A 25,077-nucleotide genomic window follows, 5' to 3' on the forward strand; every position below is an offset into this window, starting at 1 on the left:
GCCCCCTCGCCCGTTTCGCGGCACCGGGCGCCGCCTTGCCCACCCTGCCGCCCAAGGCGGCAGATTGCCCAAGGCGGTGGCGGCCCTCGCCGTCACGGGTGGGGAGCCGTGGTCGGCGGCAGTTCTCCCAAGGCGGTGGCGGCCGACCGCAACGAGCGCGGCACCCCGCGAGGCCGAACGCCCCCGGAGGGGGCGGGTGGGTGGGAGATGGGCGGGGGGAAAAGGCCGTTGCCCACGGGGCGGCGGGGCAGGCCGAGCCCCTGTGGCCGGGGGGACATCTCAGGTGCCTGCGGGTGGGTGGGCATTTCAAGCCCGTGCGACGGCTGAGCCAATCAAGCCCCTGCGGCGATTGAGCAGCGGGGTACGGGGCAGAGCCCCGATCTTTTCCAGCCCCGCCGGCGATTGAGGCGCGGGGGCCGGGGCGGAGCCCCGTGGCGTAGGGGCGGGCGGCCGGCTAGCGCAGCCCCCGCAACCACTCCACCAGCAAACCATTGACCTCAACGGGACGTTCCTGCTGAAGCCAGTGCCCCGCCCCGTCGAGAACATGGGACCCCACAAGCCCCGGCAACGTCACCGGATACGCGTCGATCGCCTCCGCCAACCACACCGTGGACGCATCCCGCCCACCCCCGATGAACAACGACGGCTGCCCGACCGCCGCCCCGTCGTACGCCGCGAGGTCCTCCCAGTCCCGGTCCATGTTCCGGTACCGGGCCAGCGCCCCACTCATCCCCGTACGCTCGAACTCCCCGGCGTACACGTCGAGTTCCCCCTCGCTCAGCCACCCGGGCCGCCCCGCAGGGAACCGGTCCCGCAGCCGCCCGCCCCGCGCGAGGAAATGCGGATCGGGCTCACCGCCCCCCGGCATCGTGTCGCCGGACAGCGCCGCGTAGATCCCGCCCAGCCACCCCCGCACATCCGGCTCGATCTCCGCCTCCGCCCGCCCCGGCTCCTGGAAGTACGAGACGTAGAACTCCTCCGCGCCCCCGCCCATCCCGGCGAACACCTCACTGGGCCGCGGCCCGCCCCGCGGCGCGTACGGCACGCTCAGCAGCCCCACCGCCCGGAACACCTCCGGACGGACCAGCGCCGACGTGGCCGCGATGTTCGCACCCCAGTCGTGCCCGATCACGACCGCCGACTCCTCGCCGAGCGCCCGCACCACGGCGACGTTGTCCTCGACGAGCTCCAGCATCCGGTACGCCGCGATGTCGTCCGGCCGCGACGACCGCCCGTACCCGCGCACGTCGATCGCGACCGCCCGGTACCCGGCGGCGGCGAGCGCCGGAAGCTGCCGGCGCCACGAGTACCAGGACTCCGGGAACCCGTGCAGCAGCAGGACCAGCGGCCCCGCCCCCTGCTCCACGAGATGGGTGCGGCCGGCCGGCGAGGGCACGAGGCGGTGGATCGGTTCGGGCAGGTCGAGCACGTCGGATGACATCGCTTCCTCCAAGTTCGAGGGGGAACCTCTCGGCTCCCTCGATCCTGCCGCTACGCCCGCCCGGCCCCCGCCTTTGTTGCCGTTCCGGCAAACCGCGGCGAGGCGACCGACGCCAGCACCACCCCGCCCAGGATCAGCGCCATGCACCCCACTTGCGCCCACCCCATCGACTCCCCGAGGACGAGGTACGACAGCACCGCCACGCACACCGGCTGCAGGTAGTACACGACGCCCGCCCGCGCCGCGCCCACCAGCGCGATCGCCTTGTTCCACGCGAAGAACGCGACGGCCGACGACACCACGCCGACGTACAGCAACGGACCCACCGTGCCCACCCGCACCTCGAAGCCGCCCTGCACCGCCACACTCGCCACGTACACGGGCAGCAGCATCAGCGCGCCGAGCACGAACGTCGCGAACAGGAAGGCGACGCCGCCGAGTTCGCGCGGCTTGCGGCGCAGCAGCGCGCTGTACGAGCCGAAGCAGACGGCCGCGGCGACCACCCACAGGTCACCGGCCGCGAAGTCGGGCGTGAGGGAACCCTTGCTGACGAGGAGGACGACGCCGGCGCAGGCGATCAGCGTTCCGGTCACCCGGCGCGGCCCGAGCCGCGCCCCGCCGAGCCGCTCGTACACCGACATGATCACCGGCGACGCGGCCATGATCATGCCCATGTTGCCCGCGGAGGTCGTCATCCCGGCCTGGTTGACGAGGGTGTTGTAGGTCGCGATGCCGAGCAGCGAGGCGAGCGCGACGAAGCCGAAGTGCCGCCGCAGCGCCGCCCGTTCACGCCAGGCCGCCCGCACCCCGAACGGCGCCACCGCGACGATCGCCACGATCCAGCGCCAGAACGCGTGCTGGATCGGCGGCACGCTGTCGTGCAGCCCGCGCGAGGTGACGAAGCTGCCGGACCAGACGACCGTGGCGAGCGCGGCGAGCGCGAGGCCGACACCGAGCCCGCCGGCCGCGCGGCCCGCCGCCGCGCTCGGCTCCACCGGGGTACGGGTACGGTCCAGGACTGCCATCAGGTGGGGGCCTCTCACGGTCGGGTTCTGTTGTCCCGACTACCGTCGCAGCACCCCACTCATCACGTCCATCGAAACTTTACGCCGATTACTCTAAGTATTGCTGAACGTTTGCTAGCCCTCCAGATACGCGAGGACCGCCAGCACCCGCCGGTTGTCGCTCTCCCCCGGATACAGGCCGAGCTTCGTGAAGATGTTCCCGATGTGCTTGGTGACGGCCTTCTCCGTGACGACCAGGGACTCGGCCACCCCCGCGTTCGACCTGCCCTGCGCGAGCAGCGCGAGGACCTCGCGCTCACGCCCGGTCAGGGAGCCGAGCCGCTGGTCGCGGACCTTGCGGGCGAGCAGCTTGGACACCACCTCGGGGTCCATCGCCGTGCCGCCGCCCGCCACCTGGTGGATGGTGCGCAGGAACTCGGCGCCGTTCGTGACCCGGTCCTTCAGCAAATAGCCGACCGCTCCCGCGCCGTCCGCCAACAACTCCCGCGCGTACAGCGGCTCCACGTACTGCGAGAGGAGCAACACCGGGAGTCCCGGCACCTGTTCGCGGGCTTCGAGGGCCGCGCGCAGCCCCTCGTCGCTGAAGTCCGGCGGCAGCCGGACGTCGACGATCGCGACGTCCGGCCGCTCGGCGACGAGGACCTTGCGCAGCTCGGGGCCGTTGTCCACGGCGGCGACGACCTCGTGCCCGTACGCGGCGAGGAGCCGCACGAGACCGTCCCTCAGCAGGAAGTGGTCTTCGGCGACGACAACACGCACGGCACCTCCATGGAGATCTGGGTCGGCCCGCCGGCCGGGCTGTTGACGGCGAGGACGCCGTCGAAGGTGGCGAGGCGGCGTTCGATGCCGGCGAGGCCGCTGCCCCGGGCCGGGTCCGCGCCGCCCCGGCCGTCGTCGGTGACGGCGACGCGCAGGGCCATGGTGCCCGCGTCGTAGGCGATGTCGATCCACAGCCGCTCGGCCTCCGCGTGCTTGGCGGCGTTGGTGACCGTCTCGGCGACCGCGAAGTAGACCGCGGACTCGACCGGCGGCTCGGGGCGGGCGGGCAGGTCGACCGTGACCTCCGCCGCCAGCGGGCTGAGCAGCGCCAACGACCGTACGGCGTCGCCGAGTCCGCGGTCGGCGAGGACCGGCGGGTGGATGCCGCGGACCAGGTCGCGCAGTTCCTGGAGCGCCGCGGACGAGGACGCGCGGGCCTCCGCGAGCAGCGCGCGAACGGCCTCAGGGTCGTCGCCCAGGCGGTGCTCGGCGGCGTCCAGGGTCATGCCCATCGCGACGAGCCGGGCCTGCGCCCCGTCGTGCAGGTCCCGCTCGATGCGGCGCAGTTCGGCGGCGGAGGTGTCCACGGCGTCGGTGCGGGTCGCGGAGAGATGGGCGATGCGGGCGGCCATCAGCTCCTGCTCGGTCGGGGAGAGCGTGGCGCGGACGAAGCGGGCGTGGCGGTCGACCATGGAAGGGGCGATCCACAGGCCGGTCTTGGCGATGGCGAGCCCGAGCAGGCCCGCCATGACGCCCGTCGGCACGTCCGTGACGGGGATCGCGGTGTACCAGAGGCCGCCCCACCCGGCGTCCTGGGACAGGTACGCGCCGAAGAAGGCGAGGAAGACGCCCCACAGTCCGTACAGGACGAGCGCGCCGGGCACGCAGGCGATGAGGCCGCCGACGAAGGAGTACATCGTCGTCCAGCGCCACTCGCGGAACCGCTGGGCGTCCCCGAACACCCAGCGGTAGCGGGCGAGCAGCCCGTAGCGCTCCCGCTCCTTGCCGAGCACCGGCGCGGGCGTCGACCCGACGGTGATGCCCGACCACTCGGCCGCGAGGGCCCGCTCGCGGTCCACGACGCGCCGCATGCCCGCGGCCGCCCAGGGCAGCAGGCCCGGGACCGGTGTCCACACCGCGATGTGCAGCATCGTCGACCAGTGCAACGCCACCATGGACAGCCACCACAGCCGGTGGCACCGCCTGACCGCCTCGACCCGCTTCATGTCGCCAACTCCCCCGTCTCGACCGCGTTCCCGGCTGTTCGCCGCTACCGGAACGAGTATCCGGCGAACTCCTCGGGCAGGTCGGTGGACTTAACTCCCCCATCCGGCACCGCGTCCGACGCCCACGCGGCGTACCCGTCGGGCCGCACCAGCAGCACCGAGCGCCGCTCGCTCGCCCAGTGCGCCACCCGTACGGAGTCGCTCTTGTACGCCTCTCCCCGGGGCAGGATCAGCACGAACTGGCCCGCGCGCAGGGCCTCGTAGAGCCTTGATCCGCCGTCGAGCGCGATGTCCGGCACCCGCTTGCCGACGAGTGCGTGGGCGCCCCTGGGCGACGGGTACGCGAAGCCGATCCCGGTGATCTGGCCGACCGCGCGGCGGCGCGCGGGCCGGGCCCGGCTCACCGCCGCGGAGAGGACCGAGCGGGCCGCGAGCGTCCAGGGCCGCTTGGCCATCGCCAGGCGGACCAGGCCGCCGCTGCTGCGCAGCACGGCCTTGCCGACGGGGTGGCGTTCCGTCTCGTAGGTGTCGAGGAGCTCCTCGGTGGCCCGGCCGCTCGCCACGGCCGCCAGCTTCCAGCCGAGGTTCGCGGCGTCCTGCATGCCCGTGTTCATGCCCTGGCCGCCCGCCGGGGTGTGCACGTGCGCGGCGTCCCCGGCCAGCAGCACCCGGCCGACGCGGTACTTCGGCGCCTGGCGTTCGTCGCTGTGGAAGCGGGACATCCAGCGGGCGTCGTGCATGCCGTAGTCCTGGCCGAGGGCGAGCCGCGCGGTCTCCTTGATCTCTTCGAGTTCGAGCGGGGCGTCGTCGGACACGTCGTGCGCGCGGTTCCAGGCGATCACCCGGTAGTAGCCGTCGCCGAACGGGGCGATGAAGGCGAAGGCGTCGCCGACCGTGTTCACGGTGAGGACGTTGTCGGGCTGCTCCCCGAGCCGTACGTCGGCGAGGACGACCGAGCGGATGACGGACTTGCCGGGGAACGGCAGCCCCACCGCGGTCCGTACGGCGCTGCGCATGCCGTCGGTGCCGACGACGTACGCCGCGCGCAGGTCCTTCGACTCCCCCTGCGCGCGTACGTGGAGCGTGACGCCGTCCGCGTCCTGCGCGAGGCCCGTCACCTCGGTCTCGTACGCGAAGGTGACCCCGGCGTCGACGGCCCGCCGCTCCAGGAGCTTCTCGACCTCGTACTGCGGGACGACGAGGAGGTGGTCGAAGCGCGAGGGCAGCTCGGCCAGTTCGAGGAAGAGGCTGCCGAACAGGCGCAGCCGCTGGAGCTGTTGGCCCTTGGCCTCCAGCTCGTCGGCGAGGCCCCGCGCGTCGAGCTGCTCCAGCGTGCGGGCGTGCACGGCGAAGGCGCGGGAGAGGTTGCTGATCTGGTGGGGGCGCCGTTCGACGAGGGTGACGGGCACGCCCGCGGCGGCGAGGTCCCCCGCGAGCAGCAGGCCGGTCGGGCCCGCGCCGACCACGATCACTGAACCGGTGGTGCGCGATGAGCGGGTGCTGTCCATGAGGCCTCCAGAAGCGGTGACGCCCGGATCGACCCGCCCATCCTGCCCGCACGAACGCGTCGAGGGCACCCGCCGCGACGGAACGCGGCGGGTGCCCTCGACGGGGAAACCTCGGTGGAGCCGGGCCTCAGCCCTGCTTCGGCTGCTTGCGGGACTTGTCGCCGAGCGCGACCAGACCGGCGATCACCAGGAACAGCACGATCGGCGTCACCACGTAGAGGCCGAGCGTCTCGATCACGCTCAGGCCGGTACCCGGGTCGTCGCCGTCGTCGCGCGTGAGCGCGAGCGCGGGGGACGACATGAGCAGCATCATCAGCGTCGTACCGGAGGCCAGGGCGCCGGCGCGCAGGGCGTTCTTCTTGTCCACGAGCCCAACGTAGCGAACGCCTAAACGGGCCGCGCGTCCGGGGGGCCTGTAAGGGGCACTTCGGTGCCTTCGCGCGCCTGAGCGAACACGCTCAGCAGGGCGTGCGCGCGGGGCGACTCTGCCAGTTCCTCCAGGGTGACGGGGCGTCCTTCAGCGTCGGCGACGGGCAGCCGCCAGTTCGGGTACTCGGCCCAGGTGCCGGGCAGGTTCTGCGGGCGCCGGTCGCCCACCAGGTCGGGCAGCCACACCCCGGTCATCCGGGCCGGCGTGCTCCACAGGAACCGGTGGACCGCCCGCACCGCCTCCTCCTCGTCGTGCGTCCCGTGCGCGAGCAGGCCCGTCCGGGCGAACAGCGCGAGCCACTCCGCGACCTCCGCCGCCGCCTCGGCGCCGCTCGCCGTCGACAGTCCGAGCCGCTCGCGCAGCCGTACGTCGTCGCCGCTCAGGCGGGCGGCTGTGGACGGCAGGTCGTGGGTGGTGGCGGTGGCGACGCAGTCCGTGCGCCACGCCTCGGCGGGGACGGGCCGCCCGTCGCCCTCCCAGTCGCGCTCGAACCACAGCACGGACGTGCCGAGCACCCCGCGCGCGTGCAGCGTCCCGCGCACGCCGGGCTCGACGGTGCCGAGGTCCTCCCCGATCACGTACGTGCCCGAGCGCGCGGCCTCCAGGAGCAGCACGGCGAGCATGGCCTCGGCGTCGTACTGGACGTAGGTGCCCTCGGTCGGGGGCCGGCCCTCGGGGATCCACCAGAGCCGGAACAGGCCCATCACGTGGTCGATGCGGACGGCGCCCGCGTGCCGCATCAGATTGCGCAGCAGATCGCGGAAGGCGGCGTAGCCGGTCTCCGCGAGGCGGTCGGGGCGCCAGGGCGGCAGGCCCCAGTCCTGGCCGCGCGCGTTGAACGCGTCCGGGGGCGCGCCCACGCTGATGCCCTGCGCGAAGACGTCGCGCTGCGCCCACGCGTCGGCGCCGCCGGGGTGCACGCCGACGGCGAGGTCGTGCACGAGCCCGATCGGCATGCCGGCCTCGCGGGCGGCCCGCTGCGCGGCAGCGAGCTGCCCGTCCGTGAGCCAGGCGAGGCGGCAGTGGAAGTCGACGCGGTCCATCAGCTCCCGGCGGGCCCGGTCGGTGGCCGCCGAGCGCGGGTCCTGGAGGTCGGCAGGCCAGGTGTGCCAGTCGGGTCCGTGCACCTCGGCGAGCGCGCAGTACGTGGCGTGGTCCTCCAGGGCCGTGCCCTGCGCGGCGAGGAAGTCGCAGTAGGAGGCGCGGCGGCCGGGCGTGAGCGGCACCGCGTGGATCGCTTCGAGGGCCGCCCGCTTCAGCGCCCACACCGCGTCCCGGTCGATCAGGCCGCCGCCGGTGAGCACCGCCGCGCGCAGCCGGGCGGCCTCCCGGGCGTGCTGGGGGACGTACGCGTACTCGGGGATGTCCTCGATCCGCAGGTGGACCGGGTCGGGGAAGCGGCGCGAGGAGGGGCGGTACGGCGACGGGTCCGTGCCGCCGTCGGGACCGCTCGGCACGGCCGCGTGCAGCGGGTTGACCTGGAGGAATCCGGTGCCGTGGGTGCGGGCCGACCAGGACGCCAGGTCGGCGAGGTCCGCGAGGTCGCCCATGCCCCAGGAGCGGGTGGACAGCAGCGAGTAGAGCTGCACCAGCAGGCCGTGGGTGCGCGGCGGCGGGGCCGGGGCGGTGGGCGGCGCGGCGATGAGGTGGGCCTCGGCGGTGCGCCCGTCGGGCGCGGTGACGCGGAGCCGGTGCGCGCCGGGCGGGGTGGCGGTGCCCGGGTCCCAGGGGTCGAAGCGGTCCCCGCCCTCCGGGCACAGCCGCAGCTCGGCCCCTTCGGGCAGGCCGGCCACCCATGGCGAAACGCTGCCGTCGGCCCACACCACGACCGTCGGCGGCAGCAGCCGCTCGGGCGTCTCGGCGGGGTCCTCGGTGACCTCCACGCCGAGCGCCGCGAGGGCCGCCGCCACCGCCGCGTCCGAGGCGTGGACGGTGCGGCCCGGCGCCGGGGAGTAGGAGGTGGCCACTCCGTGCAGCGCGGCGGTCCGGGCCAGGGTCATGGGCTCAGGCGAGGCCGCTCGGGCAGCCCGCGGCCAGGCCGTTCGGGGTCGGCTCGGAGGTGAGCGGCGCCTCGTCGTTCATGGGCGGCTCGGAAGTCAGTGGGGCGTAGTCCGTGAAGGCGGGCTCGCTGGTGAGGGGTGATTCGAAGGAAGAGGTGCTGGTGACGTCGGCGTCGTCGAGCATGCTGAGGTCCGCCTGTTTGGAGAGGGCCGAGAGCAGGAGCTGAGCTGATGCGGCCACGGGGGCCTCCTTCGTCGTAAGGCGTCGGGAGTCGAAGCCCTACCCAGAAGGTACGGGCGCAGACCTTTTCCGTGGGACAACGTGTTGCTGGTCACATTGTGTATGACGAAAGGAACTTGACCAGAGGACCGGGCGGACCGAAAAAACTCCCGTCCGACCAGGCAACTCGTCGGTAGGGCCGGTTCCCGCCCATCGACGACCTCCTCCCTTCTATCCTTGTGCCTCTTGAGTCGGATTTCGAACCAACGAGGAGTACGCCGTGCAGCTCCGGCGCAGGAAGAGGGCGGCCGCCCTCGCGGTCGCCGTCATCGCCGGGACGCTGGGCGGGGCCACAGGGGCCGCGGCCGCTCCCCCGAGGCCGGGGACGGCCACGGACGACGTGAAGCCGGACGCGAAGCTGCCCGCGGTGTGGCCGCGGCCGCAGTCCCTCAAGGCCTCGGACGAGGCGGACGGGGTCACGGTCCCGGACCAGGTGACGCTCCTGGTGCCGCCGGGCTCCGACACGTACGCCGTGGACGTACTGCTGGCGGCGCTCAAGGACGCGGGCGCGCGGGACGTCCGGCAGGTCCACGCCGAGGCCGACGTGCCCCGTGACGCGCGGCTCGTGGTGCGGCTCGCCACCGGGTCCCCGCAGGCCAGGGCCGGCGCGGGCGACTACCGCCCCGACTCCGGCAAGGGCCGCGGAGGACCGCTCGACGCGACACTGCGGGGCCTCGGCGCGAGCGCCCGCGGAGATCTGCCGTCCGGCGGCTACCGGCTCGCGGTGGGCCGCGCGGCGGGCACGCCGACCGTCGCCATCGAGGGCATCGGGGACGACGGCCTGTTCCACGCGGCGCAGACGTTCCGGCAGCTGATCGACGGGCGGACCGTCGCGGGAGTCGTCGTACGGGACTGGCCGGGCACGGCGGTCCGCGGTCTGACGGAGGGTTTCTACGGCACGCCGTGGACGACGGAGCAGCGTCTTGAGCAGCTCGACTTCATGGGGCGCACCAAGCAGAACCGCTACCTGTACGCGCCCGGCGACGACCTGTACCGCCAGGCCCGCTGGCGCGAGACGTACCCGGCGGCCCAGCGCGCCGACTTCCGCAGGCTCGCCGAGCGGGCCCGCGCCAACCATGTGACGCTCGGCTGGGCGGTGGCCCCGGGCCAGGCGATGTGCATGTCGTCGCCGGACGACGTCAAGGCGCTCACCCGCAAGCTCGACGCGATGTGGGCGCTCGGGGTGCGGGCCTTCCAGCTCCAGTTCCAGGACGTGTCGTACAGCGAGTGGCACTGCGAGTCGGACGCGCGGGAGTTCGGCTCCGGGCCCGACTCCGCGGCGAAGGCTCAGGCGAAGGTCGCGAACGCGGTGGCGAAGCACATGGCGGCCCGGCACCCGGGCGCCGAGCCGCTGTCCCTGATGCCGACCGAGTACTACCAGGACGGCGCGACGGAGTACCGCACGGCGCTCGCCCGCGACCTGGACGACGCGGTGGAGGTCGCGTGGACGGGCGTCGGCGTGGTGCCGCGCACGATCACCGGCGGTGAACTGGCGGGCGTGCAGAGCGCGTTCGGCGGCGGGCACAAGCTGCTCACGATGGACAACTACCCGGTCAACGACTTCGCGCAGGACCGGATATTCCTGGGCCCGTACATGGGCCGGGAGCCGGCCGTGGCCTCCGGTTCGGCGGCGGTCCTCGCGACGGCGATGGAGCAGCCCGCGGCGTCCCGCATCCCGCTGTTCACGACCGCGGACTATGCCTGGAACCCGCGCGACTACCGGGCGCAGGAGTCCTGGAAGGCCGCGATCGACGACCTGGCGGACGGCGACGAGCGGACCGAGGAGGCGCTGCGCGCCCTCGCGGGCAACGACGCGTCATCCGTGCTCGGCGCGGACGAGTCGGCATATCTGAAGCCCCTGATCTCGGCGTTCTGGTCGGCGCGCACGACGACGGACCCGGACGGCAACAAGAAGGCGGCGAAGGCCCTGCGGGACGCGTTCACGCAGATGCGCCGCACGCCCTCGGCCCTCGACGGCACGGATCTCGACTCCGAAGTGCGGCCCTGGGCCGACAAGTTGGGCCGCTACGGGCAGGCGGGCGAGGCCGCGGTCGACATGCTGGAGGCGGCGGGCCGCGGCGACAAGGCGGCGGCCTGGAAGGCGGCACGCCGCCTGTCCGCCCTCCGCGAGGACGTGGAGAAGTCGCACGTGACGGTCGGCAAGGGCGTCCTCGACCCGTTCCTGAAGCGGGCCGGGAAGGAGTTCGCCTCCTGGTCGGGCACGGACCGCGCGGACGCGTCGAAGGGCGCGAAGGCCGAACTCCCGCGCCCGCGCGCCCTGTCCACGGTCACGGTCCTCGCCGACCCCGACACCGCGGGCACGGTCGAGGCGCACGTCCCCGGCGAGGGCTGGCAGCGGATCGGCGCCCTCACGGCCGGCGGCTTCACGGAACTGAAGGCGCACAACACGCGCGCGGACGCGGTCCGCGTGCAGGGCGCATCGGACGACTCCATCGCCCACATCGTCCCCTGGTACGCGGACTCCCCCGCGGCCTCCGTCACCCTGGCCCGCACCGAGGCGGACCTGGAGATCGGCGGCGGGACCGAGCAGGTGACGGCGCACCTGACCGCGCAGCGCCCCGGTGACGTCCGCGGGAAACTCACGGCGAAGGCCCCGCACGGCATCAAGGTCGAACTGCCGCACCAGTCCGAACTCCCGCGCGGCACAAAGGTCGACGTGCCGGTGAAGGTGACGGTCCCGGAGGACACCCCGGCGGGCACCTACGAGATCCCCCTCCGCTTCGGCGACGAGACCCGCACCTTCTCGGTGCGCGCCTACCCCCGCACGGCGGGCCCCGACCTGGCCCGCTCCGGCAAGGCCTCCTCCTCGGCGGACGAGACCCCGGACTTCCCCGCCGCCGACGCCAACGACGGCAAGGCGTCGACGCGTTGGTCCTCCCCCGCGGCGGACGGCGAATGGTGGCAGGTGAAGCTCGCCGAGCCCACCCGCCTCGGCCTGGTCACCCTCCACTGGCAGGACGCCTACGCCAAGCACTACCGCGTCCAGACCTCCGCCGACGGCCGCACCTGGCGCACGGCGGCGACCGTCCGCGACGGCCAGGGCGGCCACGAGTCGGTCCGCATGGACGCGAAGGACGTGCGCTTCGTGCGGGTCGTGGGCGACAAGAGGGCGACGCAGTACGGGTTCTCGTTGTGGTCGGTGGGGGCGTACGGGGTGGCCGCGGACCGGCGGGACTGAGCCCGCGGGCCCGGCCCTCCGGGCCCGGCGGCAAACGGAGTTGGGTCTCCCACTTGCCCCGGCTTCCGCCTCACTATGTACTCGATACATATACGCCGTACATACTCACCGCATGAGTACCCGTCACGTCCTGCTGGGGCTGCTCGCGGACGGTCCACGCCACGGCTACGACCTCAAGCGGCGGCACGACGAACGATTCCCGCAGGCCCGCCCCCTCGCCTACGCGCAGGTCTACACGACCCTGCAGCGACTGGTCCGCGACCATCTGGTGGAGGTCGAGGGCATCGACTCCGACGGCGGGCCCGAGCGCACGCTGTACCGGTCGACGCCCGAGGGCAGACGCGAACTCCTCGACTGGGCGGCGGAACTCACCCCGCCCGCGCCGCACGTGGCCAACGAGATCTTCGCCAAGGTCGTCGTCGCGATCCTGGTCGCCGACCAGGGCGCGGACCCCGCCGCCCACCTGTTGCGGCAGCGGGCCGCGCACATGGCCCGGATGCGCGAACTCACCGCCGTGAAGAGCGACCCGGGCGCCGACCTGACCACCGTTCTCTCCGCCGACTACGCACTCGTCCACCTCGACGCCGATCTGCGCTGGATGACCACCACCGCCGCCCGGCTCACCACCCTGACCGCGGAGGTCACCGCAGCATGAACCCACTCCTGACCGCCGAAGGGCTCACGAAGTCCTACGGCAGAACCCCCGCGCTGCGGGGCGCCGGGGTCGACGTCCGACCCGGGGAGATCCTCGCCGTCACGGGCGCGAGCGGCAGCGGCAAGTCGACGCTGCTGCACTGCCTGGCCGGAATCGTCCGCCCCGACCGGGGATCGGTGACGTACGACGGCGGGCGGCTCGACCGGTTCGACGAGGAACGGCTCAGCGAGCTGCGCCGCACCGAGTTCGGGATCGTCTTCCAATTCGGTCAGCTCGTACCGGAGTTGGACGCCCTCGACAACGTCGCGCTGCCGCTGCTGCTCGCGGGGACGTCGCGCGCGGCGGCGCGGGCGGAGGCCGACGCATGGCTGGAGCGGTTCGGGGTGCGCGGGCAGCGCGACGCACGGCTCGGCGAGATGAGCGGTGGGCAGGCCCAACGGGTCGCGCTGGCCCGGGCGTTGGTGACGGGCCCCAAGGTCGTATTCGCCGACGAGCCGACCGGCGCCCTCGACTCGCTCGCCACCGAACAGGTCCTGGCGTCCCTGGTCAACGCGGCTCGCGAGACGCACACGGCCGTGGTCCTGGTCACGCACGAGGCGCAGGTCGCGGCCTACGCGGACCGGGAGGTGAGCCTGCAGGACGGGAGGGTGCAGGAGACGTCCGTGCCCGCGGTGGCGGTGACCCGGTGAGCGTCTCCTGCGATCTGCGCCTCGCCTGGCTGCTGACCCGCGGCGCGGACCGCCTGGAGCGGCGTCGGGCGGCACTCACCGCGCTCGGCGCGGCCGTGGCGACCGGGTTCGCGTGCGCGGCCCTGGCGCTCGCGAGCGTGCGGGGCCAGGTCCGGTTCCCGTACGGGAACGGCCTGTTGGACCAACCGGGCACCCGGCAGGGCGTCGTCGCGGCCCTGCTCCTGCTCCTCGTCCCGGTGCTCGGCTTCCTCGGGCAGTGCGCCCGGATCGGGGCCGTCCACCGCGACCGGCGGCTCGCCGGACTGCGGCTCAGCGGGGCGGGCCCGAAGCAGGTGCGACGGATCGCGGCCCTGGAGGCCGGCGTCGCGTGTCTGGCCGGAACGCTCGCCGGGAGCGTGGTGTTCGCGGCGGCCGTGCTGGGCCTGGGCCGGGCCGTCGACCCCCTGGCGTGGCTGGGCGTCGCCTTCGTGGTGCTCGCGATGCCGGTGCTCGGCGCCCTGGTGAGCGCGGTGGCGCTGCGCCGGGTCATCGCCTCGCCGCTGGGGCACGTGCGGCGGGAGCGGGCGGGGCGGGGGCCGGGGCTCGTCGTCGGCCTGCTGGTGCCCGTCCTGCTCGTCGCGCTCGGTGCGGGCCTGGTCCTTTCCCGTGGCAGTCTCGGCACGCTCGCGTCGCTGCCGCTGTTCGTCGTCGGCGCCGTCGTGCTGAGCGGGGCGGGCGCCGTCTGGGTCGCGGGGACGTCCGCCCGGATCATCGGGCGGCGGCTCGCCCCGCGCACCGAACGCCCCGCCGTGCTGCTCGCCGCGCACCGGCTCCAGGAGGACGCGTGGTCGGCGGCCCGCAGCCACGCGGCCGTCATCCTGGTCACCGTCTTCGGGGTCGGCCTGACCGGGATCCGGGAGATCCTGCTCGGCCAACTGGCGGCGAACGCGGCCGAGACCGGCGAGCCGCAGAACGTCGGCTACTACGCGTACGGCCTGAACCTCACCGCCGCCGCCGTCCTGATCGCCCTCCTGATCGGACTGTCGGCGCTCGCCGTCGGCACCGGCGAATCGCTGTCCTCGCGGCGCCGGGCACTCGCCGCGCAGGCCGCGGCCGGTGTGCCGCGCCGGACCCTGACGCGGGCCCTGCTCCTGGAAACGGGCCTCCCGCTGGCCCCGGCCCTCGCGCTGGCGACCGTCGGCGGCACGGCGGTCCACGCGGCGTACGCCGGCCTCACGCACCAGCCCGTCCCCTGGGCGCTGCCGCTCCTCGTCCCGCTCGGCGTCCACGCGTCCTGCCTGCTGGCAACGGCCGCGGTCCTGCCGCTGCTGCGCCGCTCGACGCACCCGTCACACCTCAGGGCGGCGTGACGGCTCCCGATACGAGGGCGGGGCGCGGGAGAGGAACTCCCGCGCCCCGTCCTCGTCGTACGGATGCCTACTTCGACAGATTCGCCGGCGGTATCGGCGACGCCGCCAGTGACTGCGGGGACGTGGAGGACGCGTAGGCCGACGGGGCCGACATGCCGGCCGTCGGGTCCGCCGGGGTCTCGCCCTCGGGCTGGGCGGGGACGCCGCCGACGATGCGGATGCCCGCCTCGTCGAAGGCCCGCTTGATGCGCCAGCGCAGCTCGCGCGAGATGGTCAGGGCCTTGCCGGGCATCGTCTTGGCGGAGACGCCGACCACCATGGAGTCGAGCAGCACGCTGTCCAGGCCGAGCACCTCGACCGGGCCCCACAGCATCTCGTTCCACGGCTCGGACTTGCTCATGTCCTCGGCGACCTCGGTGAGCGTCGCCCTGACCTTGTCGAGGTCCTCGTCGGCGCGGACCGTGACGTCGACGGCCGCGGTCGACCAGCCCTGGGAGAGGTTGCCGATCCGCTTGACCTCGCCGTTGCGCACGTACCAGATCTCGCCCTCGGCGCCCCGGAGCTTGGTGACGCGCAGGCCGACCTCGATGACCTCACCGGAGGCGACACCCGCGTCGATCGTGTCCCCGACGCCGTACTGGTCCTCGAGGATCATGAAGACGCCGGAGAGGAAGTCGGTGACCAGGTTGCGCGCGCCGAAACCGATCGCCACACCGGCGACACCGGCGGAGGCCAGCAGCGGCGCGAGGTTGATCTTGAACGCGCCGAGCACCATGAGGGCCGCGGTGCCCAGGATCACGAACGAGGCGACCGAGCGCAGCACGCTGCCGATGGCCTCCGAGCGCTGGCGCCGTCGCTCGGTGTTCACAAGAAGACCACCGAGTGCGGTGGTGGCGCCGCTCTCGCCACGACGGTTCATCCGGTCGACGAACTTGGTGATGGCACGGCGTATCACCGCGCGCAGCACGAAGGCGATGACGACGATCAGCAGGATCCGCAGACCCACGCTCAGCCAGGTGGACCAGTTCTGCTCGACCCAGCCGGCGGCCTGTCCGGCCTGCTCCTGGGCGTCCTTGAGGGTGGGTTTCGCGGGGTCGGACGAGGCGTCGCTCGCCCCCGTTTCCGACAGGACGGACAAGATCACGGCAGGTACCTCCAGGCGTAGCCATCCGCCCGCCTCGGGGCGAGGCTCGGGGACAGGAGCGGGCAGACCCACCACACTAACGGGGCATTGTGTGTGGATCATCGTCACATTCCACGGAGAGACGGTGCTCACGTGAAGCCGCGTGGCGCGCCAGGGGACTTCACCGGCCGGGGACCGGGAATGAGATGCCTTGTGGTCGAAAACACTCCAAGGCCGTTACGCGGACATGGTGGCGCACTGACCAGCCGTGAGGGGAGACTGGCTAGGAGATCGTCCCGGCGCGAGCCACGCGCCGCCGGCGTACAAGGAGGCATCCGTGCCGCATGTCCTGGTCCTCAACGCGTCGTACGAGCCCCTTGGCGTCGTACCGCTCCGCCGCGCGCTCGTACTCGTCCTCGAGAACAAGGCCACGTGCCTCGAGGAGTCCGGCGCCTTCATGCACAGCGCAACACGTACCGTCGCCGCTCCCAGCGTCGTCCGGCTCAAAAGGTTCGTCCGGGTTCCGTACCGGGGGCCCGTTCCTCTGACCCGACGCGCACTGTTCGCCCGTGACGGCGGCCGGTGCATGTACTGCGGTGGCGTCGCAACCAGCGTCGACCACGTGATCCCGCGCAGTCGCGGGGGTCAGCACGCCTGGGAGAACGTGGTGGCGTCGTGCCGCCGCTGCAACCATGTGAAGGCCGACCGCCATCTGGTGGAGATCGGCTGGCGCCTGCGCCACAAGCCCGCCCCGCCCTCGGGGCTCGCGTGGCGCATCATCGGGACCGGACACCGGGACCCGCGCTGGTTGCCGTATCTGCAACCGTTCGGCGCGGACGAGGCCCTGGCCCGGATCGAAGGCATCTCAGCCTGACGTCGATCCGGGTCTTCCTTGTCCCTGGGGCCGCGCACGAGAAGTGCGCGGCCCTTCCCTATTGACGCCCCGTTCACCCGCGGCTTACCTTCCTCGCAACCGAATAGGAAACCTTCCTAACAGTACGAGGAGGCCGGTCCCCGACCATGGCTGTCACCCCCGGCACCCCGAGCGTCCTGCGCGCCATGAACGACCGCGCCGCGCTCGACCTCCTCGTCGCCCACGGCCCGCTCACCCGCACCCGGATCGGCGAGCTGACCGGCCTCTCCAAGCCGACGACCTCGCAGCTGCTCGGCCGCCTCGAAGCGGCCGGGCTCGTACGGACCACCGGCAGCCAGACCGGCCGCCCCGGCCCCAACGCCCTGCTGTACGAGATCGCCCCCGGCGTCGCGCACGTCGCCGCCCTGTCCGCGGACCCGACCGGCATCACCGCGGTCGTCGCCGACATCACCGGCGCCGAGCGCGGGCGCCGCCGCATCGAGGCCGACGCCGTCAGCGAGGACGTGCGGCACCGCACCGCCCAGCTCGTCGCCGAGGCCGTCGACGGGGCCCTGGCCCAGGCCGGGCTCGGGCACGGAGACCTGGCCGCCACGGTCATCGGCACCCCCGGCGCCATCGACCCGGGCACCGGACAGCTCCGCTACGCCCCGCACCTGCCGGGCTGGCACTCCCGCACGCTGCGCGACGACCTCGCGCAGGTGCTCGGCACCCCCGTCTCCATCGAGAACGACGTCAACCTCGCCGCGATCGCCGAGCAGTACGAGGGCGCCGCGCAGGACCACGACGACTTCGTGCTCGCCTACGTCGACGAGGGCGTGGGCGCCGCGATCGTGCTCGGCGGCACGCTGCTGCGCGGGGCGACCGGCGGCGCGGGCGAGATCGGCTACATGCCGCTGCCCGGGGCTCCCCTCGCCCGCGGCGGCTCCGACTCCGTCGCCCGCCCGGACGGGGGCGGCGGCCTGCAGAGCCTCGTCGCCGCCGCCGCGGTCCGTGAACTGGCGGGCGGCGTCAAGGACTTGGCGGAGGCACTCACCGAGCGGGACATCCTCGACGAGGTGGCCCGACGCCTCGCCACCGGGCTCGCCGCGGTCGTCGCCGTCGTCGACCCCGAACTCGTCGTCCTGTCCGGACACGTCGCCCGGGCCGGCGGCGACGCCCTGCGCGACCGCGTCGAGGCCGAGCTCACCGGGCTCGCCCTGCCCCGCCCCCAGCTGCGCATCAGCGACCTGCCCGGCGACCCCATCCTCACCGGTGCCCTGCGCACGGCCCTCACCCAGGCCCGCGACTCCGTCTTCGACACGAGCAACCCCGCGTAACCCCCTCCCCGTACAGCACCCCAATTCCCGTACACGTAAAGGACGTTCGCCATGCCGCGATGGCGCATACCCCTGCGCGCGCCCGTAGGGCTCGCCGCGGCCGGACTGCTGCTCGCCGGCTGCGCCAATCCGAGTACCGGCAGCGCCGCCGACGACCCGACGAAGCCCGTGACGCTGAAGTTCTGGCACGGCTGGTCGGCGCCCGGCGAGGTGAAGGCGATCAACGACTCGATCGCCCGCTTCGAGAAGCTGCACCCGAACATCAAGGTGCAGGCCACCGGCAACGTCTCGGACGCCACCACCAATCAGGCCCTGCGGGCCGGTGGCGACGAGGCCCCCGACGTCGTCTCCTCCTTCACGACGAACAACGTCGGCCAGTACTGCGACTCCGGCATGTGGGTCGACCTCGACCCCTTCATGAAGAAGACCGGGCTCCAGAAGGACAAGGTCTTTCCGAAGTCGCTGCTCGACTACACGAGTTACCGCGGCAATCAGTGCGCCCTGCCGCTGCTCGCGGACGCCTTCGGCATGTACTACAACAAGGACGCCTTCAAGGAGGCGGGCATCGAGCGGCCGCCGCGGACCATGTCCGAGTTCGTCGCCGACTCCAAGAAGCTCACCGTCAGGAACGGCTCCTCGTACAAGCGCGTCGGTTTCATGCCGGACTTCCGGCTCTACCAGAACAGCCCGGACCGGCTGTTCGCCCAGTGGGGTCCCAAGTACTTCGACGCGAAGGGCAATTCACGGCTCGCCGAGGAACCGGCCTCGTACGAATTCTTCAAGACCGCGAAGAAACTCCGGGACGCGCAGGGCGGTTACCAGGCGCTCGAGCGGTTCCGGACCTCGTTCGGCGACGAGATGTCGAACCAGAACGCCTTTCTCAGCGGGAAGCTCGCCATGCACATGGACGGCGAGTGGCGCGGGCTCATGCTGAACGAGGCGAAGGCGAAGTTCGACTGGGGCGTCGCCCCGCTGCCCGTCCCGGACGACCAGGCCGAGACGTACGGGCGCGGCTATCTGACCGGCACCGTCGCCGGCATCGCGCACAGCAGCAAGCACCAGAACGCGGCCTGGGAGCTGGTGAGATTCCTGACCGCCGACACCGATCAGGTCGTCAGTTTCGCCAACGCCATTCACAACGTGCCGTCCACGTTCGCCGCGCTCAAGTCGCCGAAGCTGGACGCCGATCCGACGTTCCGCACCTTCCTCGACATCGCGAAGAACAAGCACAGCCAGGTGATGCCGCCCTCGGCGAACGGCGGCATGTACATCACGCAGCTGCAGGACTTCTCCTACGGCGAGGAGGCCGGTGAGGTCTCCGACCTGAAGTCCGGTCTGCGGCGCCTCGACAAACTCATCGACGCCGACACCCTGCAGTCGCAGAACTGAGGAACGGGACATTCTCGTATGGCACTCACCCTTTCCAGGCCTGCCCGCCGCAGACTGCGCACCGTGGGCTTTCTCTCCCCCTGGCTGATCGGATTCAGCGTCTTCTTCGCCTATCCGCTGCTCGCCACCGTCTATTTCTCGTTCATGCACTACAACCAGATCAAGGCGCCCACCTTCGTGGGGCTGCGGAACTGGGTGTACGTGTTCCGGGACATGCCGCTGTTCGGGCCCGCGCTGTGGAACACGGTGTGGCTCGTCGTGGTGATGGTGGCGCTGCGCGTGGTGTTCGGGCTCTCGCTCGGACTGCTCGTCACGAAGATCAAGAGCGGCGTCGGGTTCTTCCGGACGGCCTTCTACCTGCCGTATCTCGCGCCGCCTGTGGCCGCGACCGTCGCCTTCGTCTTCCTGCTCAACCCCGGCTCGGGCCCGGTCAACGAGCTGCTCGCCAAGATCGGCATCGACGGACCGAACTGGTTCAACGACCCGGCCTGGGCCAAGCCCTCGCTGGTCCTGCTGTCCCTCTGGGGCATCGGCGACCTCATGGTCATCTTCATGGCCGCGCTGCTCGACGTACCGAAGGAGCAGTACGAGGCCGCCGAGCTGGACGGCGCGGGCCCCTTCGCCAAGTTCCGCTACGTGACGTGGCCCTCGATCACCCCGATCGTCATGTTCGCCGTGGTGACGGGCGTCGTGCAGACCATGCAGTACTACACGCAGGCCCTCGTCGCCGGAAAGATCGCCTCGGGCGTCTCCATCGGCCCCGGCAGCGTGATCCAGCCGGGCTATCCCGACCACTCGACGCTCACCGTCCCGCAGCTCGTCTACTCGATGGGCTTCCAGAACTTCAACACCGGCGCGGCGTGCGTGCTCTCGCTCGTCCTGTTCGCCATTGCCATGGCCGTGACCTCGCTGCTCATGCGCAAGCGCTCGGGTCTGCTCGCGGCGGAGGACTGATCGACATGACCACTACGACACTCAGGCCGGGCACCGCCGTCACCGCCGGGCCCGCACCCGAACACGGGCCCGCCGCACGCCGCGCCCGCCGTCAACGGGTCCTGAACTGGATCGCCGTGCACAGCATCGCCATCGCCGTGGCGCTGCTCTTCGTCCTCCCGTTCGTGTTCGTCTTCCTCACCTCGGTGATGAGCGACGGGCAGGCGATGAGCGGCGACCTGTGGCCGGACTCCTGGCACTGGGAGAACTACAAGGCGGTCCTGGAGACCGACGGCTTCCTCGACTGGTGGAAGAACTCGCTGCTCTACGCGGGGCTCGGCACGCTGTTCACGGTGTGCTCGGCGATCCCCGTCGCGTACGCCCTCGCCAAGTTCCGCTTCCGCGGCCGGCGCACGGCGATGCTCCTCGTCATCTCGACGATGATGCTGCCGCCGCAGGTCATCGTGATCCCGATGTACCTGGTGTGGGCGCAGCAGTTCCACCTCTCCGGGACACTGTGGCCGCTGATCATCCCGATGGCGTTCGGCGACGCGTACTCGATCTTCCTGCTCCGGCAGTTCCTCCTGACGATCCCGAAGGAGTACATCGAGTCGGCGAAGGTCGACGGCTGCGGCGAGCTGCGCACGCTGCTGCGGATCGTCGTGCCGATGGCCAAACCGGGCATCGCCGCGGTCGCCCTCTTCCAGTTCTTCTACTGCTGGAACGACTACTTCGGGCCGCAGATCTACGCGGCCCAGAACCCGGCTTCCTGGACGCTGAGCTACGGCCTGGAGTCCTTCAAGTCCGCGCACAGCGTCAACTGGAACCTGACGATGGCGGCCACCCTCCTGGTGATGGCGCCGGTCTGCCTCGTCTTCTTCTTCGCACAGAAGGCCTTCGTCGAAGGCGTCACCCTCACCGGAGTAAAGGGCTAAGGGATTTCTATGAAGCTCGCCGTGGTCGGCGGAGGATCGACCTACACACCCGAACTCATCGACGGGTTCGCGCGGCTGAGGGACACGCTGCCGATCGAGGAGCTGGTGCTCGTCGACCCGGCCGCCGACCGCCTCGAACTCGTCGGCGGCCTCGCCCGCCGCATCTTCGCCAAGCAGGGCCACCCCGGCGTCATCCGGACGACGTCCGACGTGGACGCGGGCGTGGCCGACGCGGACGCGGTCCTCCTCCAGCTCCGCGTCGGCGGCCAGGCCGCCCGCAACCAGGACGAGACGTGGCCGCTCGACTGCGGCTGCGTCGGCCAGGAGACGACCGGAGCGGGCGGCCTCGCGAAGGCGCTGCGGACGGTGCCGGTGGTCCTCGACATCGCGGAGCGTGTCCGCCGGGCGAACCCCGACGCCTGGATCATCGACTTCACCAACCCGGTCGGCATCGTGACGCGGGCGCTGCTCCAGGCGGGCCACAAGGCCGTCGGCCTGTGCAATGTGGCGATCGGCTTCCAGCGCAAGTTCGCGAAGCTCCTCGACGTGACGCCCTCGCAGGTGCACCTGGACCACGTCGGCCTCAACCACCTGACGTGGGAGCTGGGCGTACGCCTCGGCGGCCCCGGCGGCGAGAACGTGCTCCCCCGCCTCCTGGCGGACCACGGCGACGCCGTCGCCGAGGACCTCCACATGCCGCGCGCGCTGGTCGACCGCCTCGGCGTCGTCCCGTCCTACTACCTGCGCTACTACTACCAGCACGACGAGGTCGTACGAGACCTGCGCACCAAGCCGTCCCGGGCCGCCCAAGTGGCCGAGATGGAGCGCGAGTTGCTGACGATGTACGCGGACCCCTCCCTCGACGAGAAGCCGGAACTGCTCGCCAAGCGCGGCGGCGCCTTCTACAGCGAGGCGGCGGTCGACCTGGCGGCCTCGCTGCTCGGTGGCGGCGGCTCCCCGCACCAGGTGGTGAACACCTACAACAACGGCACGCTCCCCTTCCTGCCCGACGACGCGGTGATCGAGGTCCAGGCCTCGGTGGACGCGAAGGGCGCCAAGCCCCTGCCCGTCCCTGCGCTCAACCCCCTGTACGCGGGCCTGATCGCGAACGTCACGGCGTACGAGGACCTGGCCCTGGAAGCGGCCCTCAAGGGCGGCAGGGACCGCGTCTTCAACGCGCTCCTCTCCCACCCCCTGATCGGCCAGATCGAGTACGCGGAGAAGCTCACCGACGAACTGATCGCGCACAACCGGGAGCACCTCGCGTGGGCATGACGGTCCTTGCCATCGACGCGGGGAACAGCAAGACCGACGTCGCGGTGGTCGCGGCCGACGGCACCGTCGTCGGCGCGGCCCGCGGCGGCGGCTTCCAGCCGCACCGCTCGAACGCCGAACCGGCCGTGGACGTCCTGGCGGAAGCGGTCGACCGGGCGTTCGCACAGGCGGGAGTGGCGTCGGTCGACCACATCTCGGCGTGCCTGGCGAACGCCGACCTCCCGGTGGAGGAACGGCAGTTGGCGCACGCCCTGACCGCCCGCCGCTGGGGCTCGCGGGTCGACGTCCGCAACGACACCTTCGCCGTACTGCGCGCGGGCCTCCTGGAGGACGCGGAGCCGCGCGGCGTCGCGGTCGTGTGCGGGGCGGGCGTCAACTGCGCGGGCATGCTCCCGGACGGCCGCACGGCCCGCTTCCCCGCGATCGGCCGCCTCTCGGGCGACTGGGGCGGCGGGGGCGGCCTCGCGGAGGAGGCCATCTGGTTCGCGGCCCGCGCGGAGGACGGCCGCGGCGAGGAGACGGCCCTGATGCACGCGTTGCCGGCCCACTTCTCCCTCCCCTCCATGTACGCCCTGATCGAGGCACTCCACCTGGGCCACATCCCGACGGCCCGCCGCCACGAACTCACCCCGGTCCTCTTCGCGACGGCGGCCGGGGGAGACCCGGTGGCCCGCGCCCTGGTCGACCGCATGGCGGACGAGGTGGTGTCGATGGCAACGGTGGCACTGCGCAGGCTCGACCTGCTGGAGGAGGACGTCCCGGTCCTCCTGGGCGGCAGCGTCCTGGCCGCCCAACACCCTCAACTCAACGACCGCATAGCCACCTTGCTGTCCACCCGAGCCCCCCACGCCCTCCCTCGCGTGGTGTCGGAACCCCCGGTACTCGGCGCGGCCCTCCTGGGCCTGGACGCAACAGGAGCACCCCCAGAGGTGCACGCCCGAGTACGAACCCACTACAAATCAGGACCCGTCGACGATTGAGGCGCGGGTCCATATCAAGCCCCTGCGGCGATTGAGCAGCGGGGCCCGGGGCGGAGCCCCGCGACCCCAACCCCGGCGCCGCAGACACAAACAGGGAACCGAACCCCCCGCCCCCACGTGTTCCAGAGCGGAGCGCTTCCGCACAAGATCCAGCGAATGCCCGTGCGGATGTCAGTCGCGGAAGCGATACTTGCGACCGACGTACGACCATGGGGGAGGGTCGAAGTGACATACCCGTCGAACGGGAGCGTGGCGCCGCCGGAGCGCCCCGCCGCCGCGCCGTCGATGCCGGGCGTGCCACCGCAGGCACAGCGGGGCGGCGGCCCACCGGCCGCGCCCGCGCCCCGGCGGCGTACCGCCTGGGCGGAGGGTGTGGACCGGCTGAAGGCGGGGGCCACGACCGAGCCGGGCCGGCTGCGCATCATCGGCGCCGTGCTCGCGCTGCTCGTCGTGGCGTTCGGCGCGACGACGGCCTGGCAGATGACGGACCGCTCGGCGGCGGCGGACGACGTACTGCACTCCAGTCAGCCGCTGAGCGCCGACGCCGCCGACATCTACCGCTCGCTCGCCGACGCCAACACGGCGGCGTCCAGCGGGTTCCTGGCGGGGGGCCAGGAGCCGGCGGCCGCGCGCGACCGGTACGAGCGGGACGTCAGGACCGCCGCGGACAAGCTGGTGACGGCGGCGACGAGCACCGACCCCGGCACCCGCTCCGCGGAGACGATCGCGCGCCTCAACAAGCTGCTGCCGCAGTACAAGGGCCTCATCGAGCGGGCCCGGGCCAACAACCGGCAGGGCTTCCCGCTGGGCGGCGCGTATCTGCGGTACGCGAACGAGAAGATGCAGACCGAGATGCTCCCGGCCGCCGAGGACCTCTACAAGACGGAGAACCAGCGGCTGCGGAACGACTACGACTCGGCGACGCCCTACCCGTGGATCGCCATCGCCCTCGGCGTGCTCGCCCTCGCGGGCCTCGCGTGGGCGCAGCGGCGCAACTACCGGCGTACGAACCGGGTGTTCAACCAGGGCCTGCTCGCCGCCACCGCCGCGTCCACCGTGGTGCTGCTGTGGCTCGTCGTCGGTCACACCGTCGCCCGCAGCGGACTCAGCGCGTCCTACGACCATGGCGTACGGTCCTTGAACGTGTTGCACGACGCGAGCATCGCCTCCTTGAAGGCACGCGGCAGCGAGAACCTGACGCTGGTCAGCCGGGGCGCCGAGACGGTGTCCGTGAAGGGCGAGACCAAGGACAAGTACGACGTCGACTTCCAGCAGGAGATGACCGCGCTCGCCGGCAAGCTGAACGCCGCGTACGCGCTGGCCGACGGCGAGGGCGACACCGCGGGCCGTACGCCCGTGACCAAGGCGAACGACAGCATGAAGGAGTGGCGCAAGCGTCACCAGGACGCGCGCGAGCAGGACGACTCGGGCAACTACCAGGGCGCGCTCGACAAGATCATCGGTTCGAAGAAGGACAAGCCGACAGGTGAATGCTTCGATCTGGTGGACAAGAATCTGGACACGGCCCTCGTGCACGAGCAGCGTCAGTTCAGTGACAAGGCGAGCGGCGGCCGCGACGCGATGACCGGACTGCCCGTGGGCGCCGCAATGCTGGCCGTGCTCGCCGCGGCGGGCGCGGTGTTCGGCATCGGGCGCAGGCTTTCGGAGTACCGGTGAGAGGGGGTGCGGCG

General features: G+C 72.3%; 21 protein-coding genes. 12 read left to right on the top strand and 9 right to left on the bottom strand.

The features are described 5' to 3' along the window. Positions 1-454: 454 nt before the first annotated feature. The 8 genes from ACZ7L4_RS17775 to ACZ7L4_RS17810 all read right to left on the bottom strand — a co-directional run bounded on the left by ACZ7L4_RS17775 (position 455) and on the right by ACZ7L4_RS17810 (position 8,630). Positions 455-1,441, bottom strand: a complete 987-nt coding sequence (locus ACZ7L4_RS17775) for an alpha/beta hydrolase (protein ID WP_472103469.1) — start codon at positions 1,439-1,441, stop codon at positions 455-457. A gap of 50 nt (positions 1,442-1,491) precedes the next feature. Next, positions 1,492-2,466: a DMT family transporter gene (locus tag ACZ7L4_RS17780; RefSeq protein ID WP_472103471.1), complete on the bottom strand. Its 975-nt coding sequence runs from the start codon at positions 2,464-2,466 to the stop codon at positions 1,492-1,494. A gap of 114 nt (positions 2,467-2,580) precedes the next feature. Next, entirely contained in the window at positions 2,581-3,225 is a 645-nt protein-coding gene (locus ACZ7L4_RS17785) for a response regulator (protein ID WP_472103473.1), read from the bottom strand. Further along, the gene (locus tag ACZ7L4_RS17790; protein WP_472103475.1) at positions 3,189-4,451 is read right to left on the bottom strand and encodes a sensor histidine kinase; all 1,263 of its coding nucleotides are present in this window, start codon (positions 4,449-4,451) and stop codon (positions 3,189-3,191) included. Before ACZ7L4_RS17790 ends, ACZ7L4_RS17785 begins: the two co-directional genes overlap by 37 nt. Before the next feature lie 44 nt (positions 4,452-4,495). Further along, positions 4,496-5,959, bottom strand: coding sequence for an FAD-dependent monooxygenase (locus ACZ7L4_RS17795; protein ID WP_472103477.1), 1,464 nt, complete (start codon positions 5,957-5,959; stop codon positions 4,496-4,498). A gap of 127 nt (positions 5,960-6,086) precedes the next feature. Then, positions 6,087-6,326 (bottom strand): hypothetical protein, encoded by a 240-nt coding sequence (locus ACZ7L4_RS17800; protein ID WP_385769334.1) that lies wholly within the window; start codon positions 6,324-6,326, stop codon positions 6,087-6,089. Positions 6,327-6,346: 20 nt separating this feature from the next. Further along, entirely contained in the window at positions 6,347-8,389 is a 2,043-nt protein-coding gene (malQ, locus tag ACZ7L4_RS17805) for a 4-alpha-glucanotransferase (protein ID WP_472103479.1), read from the bottom strand. 4 nt (positions 8,390-8,393) lie between these two features. After that, positions 8,394-8,630, bottom strand: coding sequence for a hypothetical protein (locus ACZ7L4_RS17810; protein ID WP_356376799.1), 237 nt, complete (start codon positions 8,628-8,630; stop codon positions 8,394-8,396). A 259-nt stretch (positions 8,631-8,889) separates the two neighbouring features. Between ACZ7L4_RS17810 and ACZ7L4_RS17815 the strand changes: the two genes are divergently transcribed. From ACZ7L4_RS17815 to ACZ7L4_RS17830, 4 genes are all read left to right on the top strand, one after another. Further along, positions 8,890-11,868, top strand: coding sequence for a beta-N-acetylglucosaminidase domain-containing protein (locus tag ACZ7L4_RS17815; protein WP_472103481.1), 2,979 nt, complete (start codon positions 8,890-8,892; stop codon positions 11,866-11,868). Positions 11,869-11,980: 112 nt separating this feature from the next. Next, complete coding sequence (locus tag ACZ7L4_RS17820) at positions 11,981-12,523, top strand: PadR family transcriptional regulator (protein ID WP_472103483.1); 543 nt, start codon at positions 11,981-11,983, stop codon at positions 12,521-12,523. Further along, positions 12,520-13,212: an ABC transporter ATP-binding protein gene (locus ACZ7L4_RS17825; protein ID WP_472103485.1), complete on the top strand. Its 693-nt coding sequence runs from the start codon at positions 12,520-12,522 to the stop codon at positions 13,210-13,212. The genes ACZ7L4_RS17820 and ACZ7L4_RS17825 overlap by 4 nt, the downstream gene beginning before the upstream one ends. After that, the gene (locus ACZ7L4_RS17830) at positions 13,209-14,561 is read left to right on the top strand and encodes an FtsX-like permease family protein (RefSeq protein ID WP_472103487.1); all 1,353 of its coding nucleotides are present in this window, start codon (positions 13,209-13,211) and stop codon (positions 14,559-14,561) included. The genes ACZ7L4_RS17825 and ACZ7L4_RS17830 overlap by 4 nt, the downstream gene beginning before the upstream one ends. A 67-nt stretch (positions 14,562-14,628) precedes the next feature. On the opposite strand, the gene ACZ7L4_RS17835 is transcribed toward ACZ7L4_RS17830, so the two are convergent. After that, on the bottom strand, positions 14,629-15,705 hold the full coding sequence (locus tag ACZ7L4_RS17835; protein WP_472103489.1) for a mechanosensitive ion channel family protein: 1,077 nt from the start codon (positions 15,703-15,705) through the stop codon (positions 14,629-14,631). A gap of 316 nt (positions 15,706-16,021) precedes the next feature. Here ACZ7L4_RS17835 and ACZ7L4_RS17840 point away from each other — a divergent pair, with 316 nt between their 5' ends. From ACZ7L4_RS17840 to ACZ7L4_RS17875, 8 genes are all read left to right on the top strand, one after another. After that, positions 16,022-16,558 (top strand): HNH endonuclease, encoded by a 537-nt coding sequence (locus ACZ7L4_RS17840; RefSeq protein ID WP_306323117.1) that lies wholly within the window; start codon positions 16,022-16,024, stop codon positions 16,556-16,558. Positions 16,559-16,704: 146 nt separating this feature from the next. Next, positions 16,705-17,874, top strand: coding sequence for an ROK family transcriptional regulator (locus ACZ7L4_RS17845; RefSeq protein ID WP_472103492.1), 1,170 nt, complete (start codon positions 16,705-16,707; stop codon positions 17,872-17,874). A 51-nt stretch (positions 17,875-17,925) separates the two neighbouring features. Next, positions 17,926-19,263, top strand: a complete 1,338-nt coding sequence (locus ACZ7L4_RS17850; RefSeq protein ID WP_472103494.1) for an ABC transporter substrate-binding protein — start codon at positions 17,926-17,928, stop codon at positions 19,261-19,263. An 18-nt stretch (positions 19,264-19,281) separates the two neighbouring features. After that, entirely contained in the window at positions 19,282-20,217 is a 936-nt protein-coding gene (locus ACZ7L4_RS17855; RefSeq protein ID WP_472103496.1) for a carbohydrate ABC transporter permease, read from the top strand. A 5-nt stretch (positions 20,218-20,222) separates the two neighbouring features. After that, the gene (locus tag ACZ7L4_RS17860) at positions 20,223-21,131 is read left to right on the top strand and encodes a carbohydrate ABC transporter permease (RefSeq protein WP_472103498.1); all 909 of its coding nucleotides are present in this window, start codon (positions 20,223-20,225) and stop codon (positions 21,129-21,131) included. 9 nt (positions 21,132-21,140) lie between these two features. Continuing rightward, the gene (locus ACZ7L4_RS17865) at positions 21,141-22,406 is read left to right on the top strand and encodes a 6-phospho-beta-glucosidase (RefSeq protein ID WP_472103500.1); all 1,266 of its coding nucleotides are present in this window, start codon (positions 21,141-21,143) and stop codon (positions 22,404-22,406) included. Beyond that, positions 22,403-23,386, top strand: coding sequence for an N-acetylglucosamine kinase (locus tag ACZ7L4_RS17870; protein WP_472103502.1), 984 nt, complete (start codon positions 22,403-22,405; stop codon positions 23,384-23,386). The genes ACZ7L4_RS17865 and ACZ7L4_RS17870 overlap by 4 nt, the downstream gene beginning before the upstream one ends. A gap of 225 nt (positions 23,387-23,611) precedes the next feature. Continuing rightward, complete coding sequence (locus tag ACZ7L4_RS17875; protein WP_472103503.1) at positions 23,612-25,063, top strand: hypothetical protein; 1,452 nt, start codon at positions 23,612-23,614, stop codon at positions 25,061-25,063. The last annotated feature ends 14 nt before the right edge of the window (positions 25,064-25,077 follow it).

Source organism: Streptomyces sp. NPDC107575 (assembly GCF_055657265.1).